Raw genomic sequence first — 14,326 nt, 5'->3', positions numbered from 1 at the left:
CCGGCCTTTGCGTACGCTGCTGCCCGTGCCGTCCTCCCGTTTCCGCCGTGTCGCCGTTCTCGTCCTGGAGGGCGCCAAGCCGCTCGACGTGGGTATCCCGGCGCAGGTGTTCACGACCCGCGCGAGCATGCCGTACGAGGTGCGGGTGTGCGGGGCGGCGCCGGGGCTGGTGACGGGCGGCGACGGTCTGTCGTACCACGTGGCGCACGGCCTGGAGGCGCTGGAGTGGGCGGACGTGGTGTTCGTGCCGGGTTACCGCTTCCCGGACCGGGAGGACCCGCCGGATTCGGTGGTGGCGGCGCTGGTCGCGGCGCACGGGCGGGGCGCGCGGCTCGCGGCCATCTCCACGGGGGCGTTCGCGCTGGCGGCCACCGGTCTGCTGGACGGCAGACGGGCCACCACGCACTGGCACTACGCGCGCGCCCTGGCGGCCCGCTACCCACTGATCCGGGTGGACGAGAACGTGCTGTTCGTGGACGAGGGCAGCGTGCTGACCTCGGCCGGGGCCGCGTCCGGCATCGACCTGTGCCTGCACATGCTGCGCGGCGAACTGGGCGTGGCCGCGTCCAACCACGCGGCCCGGCGGCTGGTCGCGGCGCCGTACCGCAGCGGGGGCCAGGCGCAGTACGTGCCGCGCAGTGTGCCGGAGCCGCTGGGCGAGCGGTTCGCCGCGACGCGGGAGTGGGCGCTGCACCGGCTGGGCGAGCCGCTGAGTCTGCGGTCGCTGGCCCGGCACGCGGCGGTGTCGCCGCGCACGTTCTCCCGGCGGTTCGCGGAGGACACCGGGTACACGCCGATGCAGTGGGTGACGCGGGCGCGGGTCGACCTGGCGCGCGAGCTGCTGGAGCGTTCGGAGCGGAGCGTGGAGCAGATCGCCGCCGAGGTCGGGCTCGGCACCGGCACCAACCTCCGGCTGCACTTCCAGCGGGTGCTGGGGACCACGCCGAGCGACTACCGGCGGACGTTCGCGCGGGGCGAGTAGCCCTGGCGCGATCCTTGTGAACCGTGGCGCTCCTGCCACTGCCGCGTACGGTCCCCGCCCGCGAACCTGGTGGCGAACGGAAGGGACACCATTCATGACGCGCATCGCCATCAACGGATTCGGCCGCATCGGACGCAACGTGCTGCGGGCTCTGCTCGAACGCGACAGTGACCTCGAGGTCGTCGCGGTCAACGACCTCACCGAACCCGCGGGGCTGGCCCGGCTGCTGGCCTTCGACTCGACGGCCGGACGGCTCGGGCGCCCGGTGGAGGTGGACGGCGACACCCTCGTGGTGGACGGCCGCCGCATCAAGGTGCTCGCCGAACGCGAGCCGGCGCAGCTTCCCTGGGCCGAGCTGGACGTGGACATCGTGCTGGAGGCGACCGGCCGCTTCACCTCGGCGAAGGCCGCGCGCGCCCACCTCGACGCGGGCGCGAAGCGGGTGCTGGTGAGCGCCCCCTCGGACGGCGCCGATGTGACGCTGGCGTACGGGGTGAACAGCGACACCTACGACCCGGCCCTGCACACGATCGTCTCGAACGCCTCCTGCACGACCAACGCGCTGGCCCCGCTGGCCGCCGTACTGGACGACCTGGCGGGCATCGAGCACGGCTTCATGACCACCGTGCACGCCTACACCCAGGAGCAGAACCTCCAGGACGGCCCCCACCGCGACCCGCGCCGGGCGCGCGCGGCCGGCGTGAACATCGTGCCGACGACCACGGGCGCGGCCAAGGCGATCGGCCTGGTCCTGCCGAACCTCGACGGCAAGCTGTCGGGCGACTCGATCCGGGTCCCGGTGCCGGTCGGCTCGATCGTCGAGCTGAACACCACGGTCGCCCGCGACGTCACCCGCGAGGAGGTGCTCGCCGCCTACCGCACGGCCGCCGAGGGCCCGCTCGCCGGTGTCCTGGAGTACTCCGAGGACCCCCTGGTCTCCTCCGACATCGTCGGCAACCCTGCCTCCTCGATCTTCGACTCCGCCCTCACCCGCGTCGACGGCCGCCACGTCAAGGTCGTCGCCTGGTACGACAACGAGTGGGGCTTCTCGAACCGCGTGATCGACACGCTGGAGCTGCTCGCGCGGTGACCGGGGGAAACTCGCTGGCCTGGGCCGGCGGGTACGTGTGACGGTTCGGTGCATGGGCAACTCCAGGGCGTACCCCGTGTTCCGGACCACCGACAAGCCGACGGCGTTCGCACAGGCCGTGCGCCTGTGCACGCTGCTGGCGCGGCGGGACGACGAGGTCTTCCTCACCGCCGATCTGCTGACGGTCGCGGACGTCCGGCAGATGGCCGCCGCCCTGCCCGGCACGACGGTCCGCGTGGAGGTGCGGACGGACCCCTCGGGTGAGTCCGTCTGGGCCGACCTCGATCCGACGACGGCGGCCGACTCCGAACTCCAGCCGCATCTGCCGCTGAACATCGGGGAGTTCTACCCGGCCAAGAGCGCGGATCAGCGCTTCCTGACGGCTCTGGGCGAGGGCACCGCCTCCGTCCAGTGGTCGGGCTCGTGGCCGGAGGACCCGGACGCGGACCAGCACGGCTCGGCGAAGTACGACGGCGTCCAGGTCGTGTTCCACGGCGACCGGGCGCAGGCGGATCGCTGGACCGAGCACCACACGGTCTTCGTCCACGTCAGCAACGGGGGCGACCTGCCCAGAGCACAGAAGCTCGCCGCCCACATAGGCGGCGAGGTCCTGGGCGAGGCTCAGTTCGGTATCTGACGGGCGGCCCCCAGATACCGCAGTGCCGAGGCCGCCGCCCCCGCCCCGCACATGCCGTGTGCTCCCGGCCCGGGCGGGGTGGCGGCCGAACAGAGGAAGACACCGGGCAGGCCGGTCGCGTACGGGTCGAGGGCCGGGCGGGGGCCCAGGATGAGCTGGGGGACGGTCTTCGCGCCGGTGAGGATGTCGCCGCCCGCGAAGTTGGCGTTGGCGGCGGCGAACCCGGCCGGGGTGGTGGCGCGCAGGCCCACGATCCGGTCGCGGGCGCCGGGGGCGAACCGTTCGATCTGCCGCAGGATCGCCTCCGTGGCGTCCCCCGTGTAGCCGTACGGCACATGCGCGTACGCCCAGACCGGGTGCACGTCGCCCACCGAGCGGCCGGGGTCGGCGAGGTACTGCTGGCCGACCAGGACGAAGGGCCGCTCGGGCATGCGGCCGGCCGTGACGTCCCGCTCGGCCCGCGCGATCTCCTCCAGCGTGCCGCCCAGATGGACGGTCCCGGCGTGCCGGGCCCTCTCGTGGGTCCAGGGGAGCCCGCCCTCGACCGCCAGGTCGATCTTGAAGGCGCCGGGGCCCCGCCGGAAGCGCCGGTAGGCGGACCGGGTCCGGGCGGGCAGCCGGTCGCCGTAGACGGCAGCCGCCTGGGCGGGGTCGAGGTCGAGCAGGGTCACGTCCGCGGCCGGGAGCTGACGGTGGTCGGTGACGCGGACGTTCGTCTCGATCCGCCCCCCGTGCTCGCGCAGTGCCCTCTCCAGCGCGCGGGCGATGGACTGCGAGCCCCCTTCGGCCACGGCCCATCCGGCGGCGTGCCCCGAGACCAGGATGCCGAGGCCGATGGCCGAGGTGAGCGGGCGGCCCAGCGGGCGGAAGGCGTGGGCGGCGATCCCGGCCCAGAGCGCGCGCGTCCGCGGGGCACGGAAGAGGCGGGCCAGGACGGTTGCGGGCAGGGTGGTGGGCAGGCCGAAGCGGGCGAGCAGCAGCGGGTGGGAGGGGACGCGCAGCAGCGGGCCCATCACCTCTCCGGCGAGCGCGTCCCAGTGCCGTACCGACGGTTCGATCAGGGCCCGGTAGCGGTCGCCGTCGGGACCGAGCAGGCGGGCGGTCTCCGTGACGGAGCGCAGCAGGACGCCCGCCGTGCCGTCGTCCAGGGGGTGGACGCAGTCGACGTCGGGCAGGAGCCAGCGCAGTCCGTGCCGTGCCGGCTCCAGTTCGCGCAGGGCCGGTGAGTTCACGGCCATGGGATGGATGGCGGAGCAGTGGTCGTGCAGCAGGCCGGGAAGCAGGGCCTCGTAGCTGCGGGTGCCGCCGCCGACCTCGTCGGCCGCCTCCAGGAGCGTGACGTCGAGACCCGCCCTGGCGAGCAGCGCGGCCGCGGCGAGCCCGTTGGGGCCGCCGCCGACGACCACGGCCGTGGTCATGAGGCGCTGTCCGGGGGCCGTGTCGCGGATGTCATGGGACCGAGTCTGCCTTACCGGCGCGCATGGCCGGGTCCACTCCGGAACGACGCCCGAGGCAATTAAGAAATGCGCATGTATTCCGGCGCCGAGCGCCCCTTCCCCGAGTCGACGCGACTATGCACTGGAGATACCTTTTATCCAGATTGCGGCCGGATCGAGCGAGAGAAGGACGTAGTGGAACTAGCAATCGCTCAGGAGACCATTGCCAGGTGGCAGTTCGGTGTCACGACCGTCTACCACTTCCTCTTCGTCCCGCTCAGCATCGGCCTGGGAGGCATCGTCGCCGGTCTGGAGACGGCCTGGGTGCGGACAGGGAAGGAGAAGTACTTCCACGCCACCAAGTTCTGGGGAAAGCTGCTGCTGATCAACATCGCGCTGGGTGTGGTCACGGGCATCTTCCAGGAGTTCCAGTTCGGCATGAACTGGTCCAGCTACTCCCGCTTCGTCGGTGACGTCTTCGGCGCCCCGCTGGCGATGGAGGCTCTGGTCGCGTTCTTCTTCGAGTCCGTGTTCATCGGGCTCTGGATCTTCGGCTGGAACCGGCTCCCGAAGAAGATCCACCTGGCGACGATCTGGGTCGTGACCATCGGCAGCCTGCTCTCCGCGTACTTCATCCTGGCGGCGAACTCCTTCATGCAGCACCCGGTCGGCTACCGCATCGACCCGGCGAACGGCAAGGCCCGGCTCACCAACATCTGGCGGGTGCTGTTCCAGGACACCACCCTGGTGCAGGTGTTCCACACCCTGACGGCGGCGTTCATCACGGGCGCCGCCTTCGTCATGGGCATCTCCGCCTACCACCTGTGGCGGGCCAAGCGGGGGAAGGACACCAACCGCAAGCGGATCGCGGCCATGCGCAGCTCGCTCAAGCTGGCCCTGATCGTCTGCACGGTCGCCGGCATCCTCACCGCGCTCAGCGGCGACCGCCTGGCCAAGGTCATGTTCCAGCAGCAGCCGATGAAGATGGCGGCGGCGGAGGCCCTGTGGGACACGGAAGCGCCGGCCCCCTTCTCGATCTTCTCCATCGGCAATGTCGGCGAGGGCCGCAACGACGTCGCGCTGGAGATTCCCGGCGCGCTGTCCTTCCTCGCCAAGAGCGACTTCCACTCCGCCGTCCCCGGCATCAACACCCGGGCGGACGAACAGGTACGGCAGTTCGGCGGCACCCGCACCGACTACATCCCCAACGTCTTCATGACGTACTGGGGATTCCGCCTGATGATCTTCTTCGGCATGACCAGCTTCACCATCGGCCTGCTCGGTCTCTACCTCACCCGTAAGAAGTTCTGGGTCAAACCCAGGTTCCGCACGGGTGAGGACGAACCACCGAACCTGATGATCACCGACAAGATCCGGATGAACGACTTCTTCACCAAGTGGAGCTGGCGGATCGTCGCGCTGACTCTCGGCTTCCCGCTGCTCGCCAACAGTTTCGGCTGGATCTTCACCGAGATGGGCCGTCAGCCGTGGGTGGTCTTCCACCTGATGAAGACCGAGAACGCCGTCTCGCCCAATGTCAGCGTGGGCACCCAGGTCGGCTCGCTGGTCGCGCTCAGCGTGGTCTACGCGATCCTCGCGGTGGTCGAGGGCGGCCTGATGGTCAAGTACTCCAAACCGGGGCCCGATGTCGACGAGCGGCCGCCCACCAAGGACCCGACCCTGCGCATGTCCCCGGACGACCAGGACAAGCCGCTCTCCATCGCCTACTGAGGACGGATCACCATGCATCTCTACGATCTCTGGTTCATCCTGATCGCCCTCCTGTGGGTCGGCTACTTCTTCCTGGAGGGGTTCGACTTCGGGGTGGGTGTCCTCACCCAGACGATGGCCCGCAACAGCACCGAGCGGCGCGTCCTCATCAACACCATCGCCCCCGTCTGGGACGGCAACGAGGTCTGGGTGATCGCGGCCGCCGGCGCCACCTTCGCCGCCTTCCCGGACTGGTACGCCACCCTGTTCAGCGGCTTCTACATCCCGCTGCTGATCATCGTGCTCTGCCTGATCGGCCGCGGGGTGTCCTTCGAGTACCGGGCCAAGCGGGACAGCCTGCGCTGGCAGCACAGTTGGGAGCAGGTCACCTTCTGGACCTCGGTGATCATCCCGTTCCTGTGGGGCGTCGTCTTCGCCAACATGGTCCAGGGCATCGCCATCGACCGCCAGAAGTCCTACGTGGGCTCCCCCGGCGACCTGTTCAACGGGTACGCGATCCTCGGCGGCTTCGCCACGCTGGTGCTGTTCACCTGCCACGGCGCGATCTTCGCGGCGCTGAAGACGGACGGCGAGATCCGCCGGCGGGCCCGCAAGCTGGTGCCGGTGCTGGGCCTGGCCTCCCTCCTGCTGCTGCTGGCGTTCCTGCTGTGGACGCAGGCGAACTCGGGCAACGGCCAGAGCCTCGGCGTCATGATCGTGGCGTTCGTGGCGCTGCCCGTCGCCCTGTTCTTCAACCAACTGGGCCGCGAGGGCTGGGCGTTCGTCTTCTCGGCGCTCACGGTGGTCGCGTCGTTCGCCATGCTGTTCCTGACGCTGTTCCCCGAGGTCATGCCGTCGACGCTGAACCCGGCCTGGTCGCTGACGGTGGCCAACGCCTCGTCCGCGTCCTACACGCTGACGGTGATGACCATCGTCGCGGCGATCTTCGCCCCGCTGATCATCATCTACCAGAGCTGGACGTACTGGGTGTTCAGCAAGCGCATCGCGGTGCACCACATCCCGGCCGGCCACTGAGCCGCACCGAAAGGCGGGCCCCCTCCGGCCGGAGGGGGCCCGCCTTCGTGCGCCGGGGCCCGGTCAGGTCGCCGCGGTGATGTGCACCTTGACGTGCTTCATGAGCGGCTGGTCGCTCTGGGTGCTGTAGTCGCACAGCGCGATCAGCACGTTCATCTCGGGCATGTACCCGGCCGCGCAGCCGCGCGGCATGTCGTACGGGATGGCGAGGTAGCCGTCGAGGTAGCGGTGGCTGCCGTCCTTCGCCGTGGCGACGATGTTCACCGGGTCGAACTCCGAGATCCCGCGCTCGCGCATGTCGTCCTCGTTCATGAAGACGAGTTCGCGCAGGTTCTTGATGCCGCGGTAGCGGTCGTTGTCGGAGTAGATCGTGGTGTTCCACTGGTCGTGCGAGCGCATCGTGCCCAGCGCCAGCATGCCGGGCGCGGGCACCACGTCGGGCAGCTTGGCGCTGGAGAACTCGGCCTTCCCGGACTCGGTGAGGAAGATCAGCTCACGGGCGGGCTGCTTGATGCGGAAGCCCAGCGGCAGCCGGACCCGGCGGTTGAAGTCCTCGAAGCCGTCCAGGACTTCGGACATGGTGTCGCGGATGCGGTCGTAGTCCTCGATGTACCACTCCCACGGCGTGGGGCTCGCGGGCAGCGCCGCGCGCGCCATGCCGGAGATGATCGCGGGCTCGGAGAGCAGGTGCTTGGAGGCGGGCCGCTTCATGCCGACCGACAGATGCACCATCGACATCGAGTCCTCGACCGACATGCTCTGCACGCCGCCCCGCTGGTGGTCCTTGTCCGTGCGGGCGAGGCAGGGCAGGATCAGCGCCTCCTTGCCGTGGACGACATGGCTGCGGTTCAGCTTGGTGCTGACCTGGACGGTGAGGTCGCAGTTGCGCAGCGCCTCGTAGCTGAACGGCGAGTCGGGCACCGCCAGGGCGAAGTTGCCGCCCATGCCGATGAACACCTTGACGTCGCCCCGGTGCATCGCCTGGAGCGTGCCGATGGTGTCGAGGCCGTGGTCGCGCGGCGGGTTGATCTTGCAGACCTCGGCCAGCCGGTCCAGGAACTCCGGCTCGGGGCGGTGGTCGATGCCGCAGGTGCGGTTGCCCTGGACGTTGCTGTGCCCGCGCACCGGCGACGGACCGGCGCCCTCACGGCCCAGGTTGCCGCGCAGCAGCAGCAGGTTGACGATCTCGCGGACGGTGTCCACCCCGTGCTCGTGCTGGGTGACGCCCAGGCACCAACTGATGATGGAGCGGTCGGCGTCGGTGTAGATCCGGGCGGCCTTGAGGATGTCCGCGCGGCTGAGCCCGGACTGGCGCTCCAGTTCCTCCCAGGAGGTGGCCTCGCACAGCGCCCGGTACTCCTCGAAGCCGACGGTGTGCCGGTTGATGAACTGGCTGTCGATGGCCTTGGGGTCGGTCTTGGCCTGCTCCAGCACCGCCTTGGCCATGCCGCGCAGCAGCGCCATGTCGCCGCCGACCCGCACCTGGAGGTCCAGGGTGCTGGTCCGGGTGGCGTGGAAGGTGGCCATGTCCAGGAAGTCGTGCGGGATGATCGCCTTGGTGGCGCCCGCCTCGATGAACGGGTTGATGTGCACGACCTGCGCGCCCCGGTCGTACGCCTCGGTCAGCGAGGTGAGCATGCGCGGCGCGTTGGAGGCGACGTTGACGCCGATGATGAACAGGGCGTCCGTGGCCTGCCAGTCCTTGAGGTCGACGGTGCCCTTGCCGGTGCCGAGGGCCGCCGTCAGCGCGCGTCCGCTGGCCTCGTGGCACATGTTGGAGCAGTCGGGCAGGTTGTTGGTGCCCAGCTCGCGTGCCATCAACTGGTACAGGAAGGTCGCCTCGTTGCCGAGCCGGCCCGAGGTGTAGTACGACGCCTGGTTGGGGTTCTCCAGGTTGCGCAGGTGGCGTCCGACGAGTTCGAAGGCGTCGTGCCAGGAGATCGGCACATAGTGGTCGGTGGCCGCGTCGTAGACCATGGGCTCGGTGAGCCGGCCCTGGTCCTCCAGCTTGAAGTCGCTCCACTCGTGCATTTCGCTCACCGTGTGGCGCGCGAACATCTCGCGGTCGGCCCGCTTGTGCGTCAGTTCCCACGTGACGTGCTTGATTCCGTTCTCACAGATGTCGAGCTTCAGGCCCTTGGTGTCATCGGGCCACGCGCATCCGGGACAGTCGAATCCACCGTTCTCGTGGTTCATCTTCATGATGGCCCGCGGGCCCTCGATCAGCGTTCCCTCGTCCAGCAGGAATTTGGTCACGCTCTTGGCGGCGCCCCATCCCGCGGCGGGGTGGTGGTAAGGGTGGAAGTACGGCTCCCCCTTGGGGATCGGGCCCACGCGGGGCTCGAGATCCGACTCCGCCTCCATCATCCGTGACTGTTCTTCGTCCAAGGTGCTCAAGGCTCTCACCCTTCCGCTGTATGGAGCTTTAGGCCAGAGTATGTCGGGGTATCAGCACCCGCCACGCGACGCGCAACCCTTGAAAACAAAGGGCGAACGCGGTTTTCGAACCCGAATCGGGAATTCTTTCACAAGGCTTCCCGGAAAAGATTTCCCGACAACCCCGACACCCCGATAACACGGAACGGCACGGAATCCGGTCGTGTGACCGAGTTCCGTGCCGCATTCTCCAGGCGGTAATCAGGATCAAGCCCGCATGTGCGACTCCGTCAGGGCGCCACCGGTGCCGTCTCCTCTCGCCGCTGTGCCGCGAGCACCTGCTCCCGGCGGGCGACGACGACCGCCGTGCCGGCGGCGCTCAGCGCGAAGGAGAGCAGGACCAGCCGGGGCCGGTCGAGCCGGTAGCCGATGAGCCGGTCCAGGGAGTAGCGGCCGGGCCCGGTCACGCCGATGCAGGTGGCGATGTAGCCGAGGTAGGCCGGGTACTCGTATCCGCCCGCGGTCGCGAAGAACCCGTTGGGGCGGTGCACGGAGACGGCGCCGCCCATGCCCCCGGCCACGGCGGCACCGGCGGCGGGCGTGGCGAGACCGAGGGCGAGCAGGACCCCGCCGCCCAGTTCGGCCGAACCGGACGCGATGGCGCTCACCTTGCCGGGGCGGAACCCGATGGACTCCATGAACGCGCCCGTGCCGCGGATGCCTCCGCCGCCGAACCAGCCGAGCAGCTTCTGCGCGCCATGGGCGGCCAGTACACCGCCGGTGCCCAGGCGTACGGCCAGCAGTCCGAGATCCTTGCGTCGGCCCATGGGAGGTCCTTCCGTCGGCGGAACGGTCCGAACTGCGCAACACGCTAGCGACACTGCGCAACACGCTAGCGACCAACGGGGCGGTGCGCCCCCCGAACGGCACCGTCACCAGGAGGGCTCGGCGGCGGACGCGGTGTCGCCCTGGACGTGCGCGCAGCGTTCGCGGGCGGTCAGCGGCCAGGGCACGAAGGTCTCTCCCTCCGTCTCCAGGCAGATGCCGTTCTCGTGCGCGACGACCCCGGTGACCGGTTCGCCCAGCAGCCGGGCGAGTACGTAGGCGGCGGCGAGGCTGGTGACGTCCCGGACGGTGCCCATGGGCAGCAGGGACCGGGTCTCGGCGATGGCCTCGTGCTCCCCCGCCCGTACGACGATCCGGGTGGCGGGCGAGACGCCGTGAGCGGCGATGGCGACGGCGATGTTGTCCAGGTCGTCGGAGCCGACGGCGGCCAGCGCGCGGGCGTGGCCGAGGCGGAGCCGTTCGAGGACGGCTCGGTCGCCGCCGTGGCCGGTCATGACGGGGATGCCCAGGGAGCGGGCGAGCCGTGCGGTGGTGACGTGCGGGTCGCGTTCGACGCCGACGACGGGGACACCGAGCGCCTGGAGTTCGGTGCACAGCCGCATGCCGACCTGGCCCATGCCGACGACGATGACATGGCCGGAGCGGGGCAGGGTGCGGGGTCCGATGAGCCCGATCAGCTTGGGGCTCAGCATCCGCTCGATGACCCCGGCGGTGAACAGGGCGCTGAACACGAGGGTGGCGAGCATGGCGAGGCCGGAGGCGATCTGGTAGCCGGTCTCGTCCTCCCCGGCGGTGGCCGGGCCGACCCCGGCGACGACCCGGGCGGCGTGGAAGAACGCCTCGGCGGGCGGGTGGCCGTGGGCGAACATCCAGGACCAGTCGGCGAGCAGCACGGTGAGGATGCCGCAGAGGCCGATCAGCAGCAGCCGGGCGCCCGCGTCGTGCGGACGCAGTTGGGCGGACAGCTTCTCCAGCCGGCGCCAGGGCCCGCGCCGGTCCGGCAGCCACTGCTCCACGCAGGGCAGTTCACCGCGGGCCCGTACGGCCCGTACGCCGTCGCCGCACCGGCGCAGGGCGAGGTCGCCGACGTCGACACAGGGGCCGGCGAGGGCGGGGGCGGCCAGTTCGGCGGGCGAGGTCGCGTCGCACTGGGGCAGCAGCCGTTCCAGTTCGTCGGAGACGGTGCGGTCGAAGACGGTGGCGACGATGGGCGCGTCGGGCGCGAGGTGGGCGACGGCGAGGGCGTAGCGCAGGGCGGCCACGTCGTCGTGCAGGAGGATGGCGACGCCGTCGGGGCTCTCGCGCAGCGCGGCGCGCAGTTCGGTGTCGCCGGGCGCAATGAGGTGGGCGACCGCGCGGCCGCGGTCCTGGAGCGTGGCGCAGACGCGCCGGGCGAGGTTGGTGCCGCCGATGACGACGTACGGGCGGTGTTCTGGGATCACGGAGGCGGCGGTCCCTTCGGTGGGAGGGAACGGGTGCGCTGGAGGGGGACACCTTACGAGGTCCGGGCCCCGCGGTCATCCGGAGCAGATGGCCGGTGTCGTGGCGGGACGTTTCGGCGTCAGGGATCTATCGTCGGCTTGCGTCCGCAGGCGGTGCGGTCCGACGGCCGAACGTGCTGGTGCGGGCCCGTCGCCGCAGCCCATTCGGCGGTTGCCGCCGACTGCACCTCTTGGAGTGGTATGGCTTCCGGGATGCCCCCGCACGCGTCCGGACCGTGGGTGAGCGCGGCGCAGTTGCTGGGGCGGTGGAAGCTGTGGCTGATGCCCGCCGTGCTCAGCTCACTGGTCGCGCTGGTGCTGTCACTGCTCTACATGGGCGGCATCCTCACCCCGGAGGGCAGCCTGCACCGGATGCCGGTGGCCCTGGTGAACCAGGACGAGGGCAAGCCGCTGCCGGGCCAGAAGGCCAACCTCGGCACGCAGGCCGCCCGTTCCATCCTCTCCTCCGGCTCCTCGGACGACCGGGTCCGCTGGCGCCCGATGTCACGGGCGAAGGCCCAGGACGAGCTGGCGTCGGGCCGGGTGTACGGCGCGCTGGTGATCCCGGCGGACTTCACCACGACCGTGGGCGCGCTGGCCACGGCGGACGCGAAGTCGCGTCCGGCGCTGACCGTGCTGACCAACCCCGGCGTCGGCAGCCTGGCCTCCTCGCTGGCGGGCCGGATCACGCAGAACGCGGCGCACCAGGTGTCGGTCTCGGTCGGCAGGCAGTTGTCGGCGACCCCCGAGGTGAAGCAGGCGAGCGCGGCGACCCGCGTGCTGATCGCCGACCCGGTGGAGGTGCGCACCCAGGTGGGCCATCCCATCGGCGCCCACAGCGGGCTGGGGCTGAGCGCCTTCTACTACGCGCTGCTGCTGGTGCTGGCCGGGTTCATCGGCGGCAACATCATCCACAACGGCGTCGACAGCTCGCTCGGCTACGCGGACACCGAGATCGGCCCCTGGCACTCGCGGCGCCCGACGGTCCACATCAACCGGACCCAGACGCTGGTGCTGAAGATGGTGATGACGGCGGGCCTCTCGCTGCTCACCACCTCGCTGATCATGCTGGCGACGATCGCCGTGCTGGGCATGGACGCCCCGCACGCGGGTCTGCTGTGGGTGTTCTCGTACTGCGCGGTGCTGACGGTCGGGCTCGGGGTGCAGGCGATCAACGCGGCCTTCGGCAGCCTGGGCCAGCTCGTGTCGATGTTCGTCTTCATCGCATTCGCGCTGCCGTCCTCCGGCGCCACCGTGCCGCTGGAGGCGGTGCCGGGCTTCTACCGGTTCCTCGGCGCCTTCGAGCCGATGCGCCAACTGGCGGCCGGGGTACGGGCGATCCTCTACTTCGACGCCCGCGCCGACGCCGGGCTGGGGCGGGGCTGGATCATGATCGCGATCGGCTTCGTGGTGGCCCTGGCGTTCGGCTTCGCGGCGACCCGCTACTACGACCGCCGGGGCCTGTCCCGGATGGTGCCCCAGCCGGGCTGACCGCGCGCTACTCGGGGACGCTCGGCGGGCTCGTACGGGGCGGGGTCGGGTCCAGATAGACCCGCTTGACCGCCGGGATCAGCGTGCGCAGCCGGGTCTCCGCCTCCTCGCAGGCCCACTCGATCTGGGCGGAGGTGGAGACGTCGCGGAAGTCGACCTTGGCGGCGATCAGGATCTCCCCCGGCCCCTGCACCAGCGTGGTCAGCTCCATCACGTCCTGGACGGCCTCCACGGAGAGCAGTTCCCGGCGTACGGCCTCCCGCATCGGCTTGGGCAGAGCACGGCCGACGAGGAGTTCGGTGTTGGCGCGGCCGAGGACGTACGCCACGACGATCAGCAGCACACCGATGAGGATGGACGCGATGCCGTCGAAGATCCCGGAGCCGGTGAGCTGTCCGCCCAGCAGGCCGAGGGCGGCGAGCACCAGGCCGACGAGCGCGGCGGAGTCCTCCATGACGACGGCCTTCACGGCGGTGTCCGGGGTGTGCTGGAGGTAGCGCAGGATCGGTACCCGGAAGTGCTCGGCCCGGCCGGTGGCCTGCCGCCAGCCGGTGCGCAGCGACAGCCCCTCCAGCACGAAGGCGACGGCGAGCACGATGTAGGAGATCAGCGGGTTGCCGGGCTTCTCGTCGTGGGTGAGGGCGTGGATGCCGTCGTACACGGCGAAGACGCCGCCGCCGACGAAGGTGGCGACGGAGGCGAGCAGCGCCCAGATGTACCGCTCGGGGCCGTACCCGAGGGGGTGGTCCTCGTCGGCGGGCTTCTTGCTGCGTTTGAGGGCGACGAAGAGCAGGGCCTCGGTCATGGTGTCGGCGACCGAGTGCCCGGCCTCGGCGAGCATGGCGCTGGAGCCGCTGAGCACACCGGCGACGGCCTTGGCGAGCGCGACGCCGAAGTTGGCGGCGGCCGCCACGAGGACGGTGAAGGTCGACCCGCCCGCGCCGGGACCGCCCGCGGAGCCCACGCGGGGGTCCAGATAGGGGCCCTTGCCCGCGTTCGTCCGTCGTTCCATTCCGGGTTCACCCTGTTCGCTCATAGCCGGACAGTAACCCTCTTCCGTGACCGGGATCGCGGCGTGCCGCGTTCCAGCCTCCGCCGCCCGCCGGGCACCGGCCAGCGCTGCCGTCCGTACGGGCGATTCGGGTGCCGCGCGGGTGAGGGCGCCGTTTGCGCCGGGGCCGCGCGCGGAACACCTTGCCCGCGCCGCGCTGTGCCGGCCGCGGCTGGTCACCGACGACGACA

Annotated in this window: 11 protein-coding genes; 6 read left to right on the top strand and 5 right to left on the bottom strand. The window is 70.7% G+C overall.

What is annotated here, in order from left to right; genetic code table 11:
• The first annotated feature begins 25 nt into the window (after window positions 1-25).
• The 3 genes from ACZ3HQ_RS08325 (at window position 26) to ACZ3HQ_RS08315 (ending at window position 2,709) form a co-directional block, all read left to right on the top strand.
• Window positions 26-982 carry a GlxA family transcriptional regulator gene (locus ACZ3HQ_RS08325; protein WP_467508905.1) on the top strand — a complete coding sequence of 319 codons (957 nt, stop codon included), beginning with the start codon at window positions 26-28 and terminating at the stop codon, window positions 980-982.
• Window positions 983-1,076: 94 nt separating this feature from the next.
• Window positions 1,077-2,072, top strand: a complete 996-nt coding sequence (gene gap, locus ACZ3HQ_RS08320; protein ID WP_467508904.1) for a type I glyceraldehyde-3-phosphate dehydrogenase — start codon at window positions 1,077-1,079, stop codon at window positions 2,070-2,072.
• A gap of 52 nt (window positions 2,073-2,124) precedes the next feature.
• Window positions 2,125-2,709, top strand: a complete 585-nt coding sequence (locus ACZ3HQ_RS08315; protein WP_467508903.1) for a hypothetical protein — start codon at window positions 2,125-2,127, stop codon at window positions 2,707-2,709.
• Here the strand turns inward: ACZ3HQ_RS08315 and ACZ3HQ_RS08310 are convergent.
• Window positions 2,694-4,127, bottom strand: coding sequence for a phytoene desaturase family protein (locus tag ACZ3HQ_RS08310; RefSeq protein ID WP_467508902.1), 1,434 nt, complete (start codon window positions 4,125-4,127; stop codon window positions 2,694-2,696). The genes ACZ3HQ_RS08315 and ACZ3HQ_RS08310 overlap by 16 nt on opposite strands.
• A gap of 213 nt (window positions 4,128-4,340) precedes the next feature.
• Here ACZ3HQ_RS08310 and ACZ3HQ_RS08305 point away from each other — a divergent pair, with 213 nt between their 5' ends.
• Both ACZ3HQ_RS08305 and cydB read left to right on the top strand, forming a co-directional pair.
• Window positions 4,341-5,876: a cytochrome ubiquinol oxidase subunit I gene (locus ACZ3HQ_RS08305; protein WP_467508901.1), complete on the top strand. Its 1,536-nt coding sequence runs from the start codon at window positions 4,341-4,343 to the stop codon at window positions 5,874-5,876.
• 12 nt (window positions 5,877-5,888) lie between these two features.
• Window positions 5,889-6,890: a cytochrome d ubiquinol oxidase subunit II gene (cydB, locus tag ACZ3HQ_RS08300; protein ID WP_467508900.1), complete on the top strand. Its 1,002-nt coding sequence runs from the start codon at window positions 5,889-5,891 to the stop codon at window positions 6,888-6,890.
• 63 nt (window positions 6,891-6,953) lie between these two features.
• On the opposite strand, the gene ACZ3HQ_RS08295 is transcribed toward cydB, so the two are convergent.
• The 3 genes from ACZ3HQ_RS08295 to ACZ3HQ_RS08285 all read right to left on the bottom strand — a co-directional run bounded on the left by ACZ3HQ_RS08295 (window position 6,954) and on the right by ACZ3HQ_RS08285 (window position 11,554).
• A complete protein-coding gene (locus tag ACZ3HQ_RS08295; protein ID WP_467509066.1) occupies window positions 6,954-9,257 on the bottom strand; it encodes an FdhF/YdeP family oxidoreductase in 2,304 nt (767 codons plus the stop codon).
• Window positions 9,258-9,556: 299 nt separating this feature from the next.
• Window positions 9,557-10,093, bottom strand: coding sequence for a DoxX family protein (locus ACZ3HQ_RS08290; RefSeq protein WP_467508899.1), 537 nt, complete (start codon window positions 10,091-10,093; stop codon window positions 9,557-9,559).
• Between the two features lie 105 nt (window positions 10,094-10,198).
• On the bottom strand, window positions 10,199-11,554 hold the full coding sequence (locus ACZ3HQ_RS08285) for an NAD-binding protein (RefSeq protein ID WP_467508898.1): 1,356 nt from the start codon (window positions 11,552-11,554) through the stop codon (window positions 10,199-10,201).
• 240 nt (window positions 11,555-11,794) lie between these two features.
• Between ACZ3HQ_RS08285 and ACZ3HQ_RS08280 the strand changes: the two genes are divergently transcribed.
• Complete coding sequence (locus ACZ3HQ_RS08280; protein ID WP_467508897.1) at window positions 11,795-13,084, top strand: YhgE/Pip domain-containing protein; 1,290 nt, start codon at window positions 11,795-11,797, stop codon at window positions 13,082-13,084.
• Window positions 13,085-13,091: 7 nt separating this feature from the next.
• Here the strand turns inward: ACZ3HQ_RS08280 and ACZ3HQ_RS08275 are convergent, their stop codons facing one another.
• The gene (locus ACZ3HQ_RS08275) at window positions 13,092-14,096 is read right to left on the bottom strand and encodes a cation diffusion facilitator family transporter (RefSeq protein WP_467508896.1); all 1,005 of its coding nucleotides are present in this window, start codon (window positions 14,094-14,096) and stop codon (window positions 13,092-13,094) included.
• Window positions 14,097-14,326 lie beyond the last annotated feature (230 nt).

Source organism: Streptomyces sp. NPDC018263 (assembly GCF_055562575.1).
The sequence above is the reverse complement of the archived record's forward strand: the minus strand, read 5'-3'. Positions and strand labels throughout refer to the sequence as shown.

Excerpts from the sequence above, each read along its gene's own strand:
- ACZ3HQ_RS08275 (WP_467508896.1), bottom strand. The coding sequence starts at position 14,096 with ATGGAACGACGGACGAACGCGGGCAAGGGCCCCTATCTGGACCCCCGC.
- ACZ3HQ_RS08295 (WP_467509066.1), bottom strand. The coding sequence starts at position 9,257 with ATGATGGAGGCGGAGTCGGATCTCGAGCCCCGCGTGGGCCCGATCCCC.
- ACZ3HQ_RS08290 (WP_467508899.1), bottom strand. The coding sequence starts at position 10,093 with ATGGGCCGACGCAAGGATCTCGGACTGCTGGCCGTACGCCTGGGCACC.
- ACZ3HQ_RS08315 (WP_467508903.1), top strand. The coding sequence starts at position 2,125 with ATGGGCAACTCCAGGGCGTACCCCGTGTTCCGGACCACCGACAAGCCG.
- ACZ3HQ_RS08280 (WP_467508897.1), top strand. The coding sequence starts at position 11,795 with ATGGCTTCCGGGATGCCCCCGCACGCGTCCGGACCGTGGGTGAGCGCG.
- gap (WP_467508904.1), top strand. The coding sequence starts at position 1,077 with ATGACGCGCATCGCCATCAACGGATTCGGCCGCATCGGACGCAACGTG.
- ACZ3HQ_RS08310 (WP_467508902.1), bottom strand. The coding sequence starts at position 4,127 with ATGACCACGGCCGTGGTCGTCGGCGGCGGCCCCAACGGGCTCGCCGCG.
- cydB (WP_467508900.1), top strand. The coding sequence starts at position 5,889 with ATGCATCTCTACGATCTCTGGTTCATCCTGATCGCCCTCCTGTGGGTC.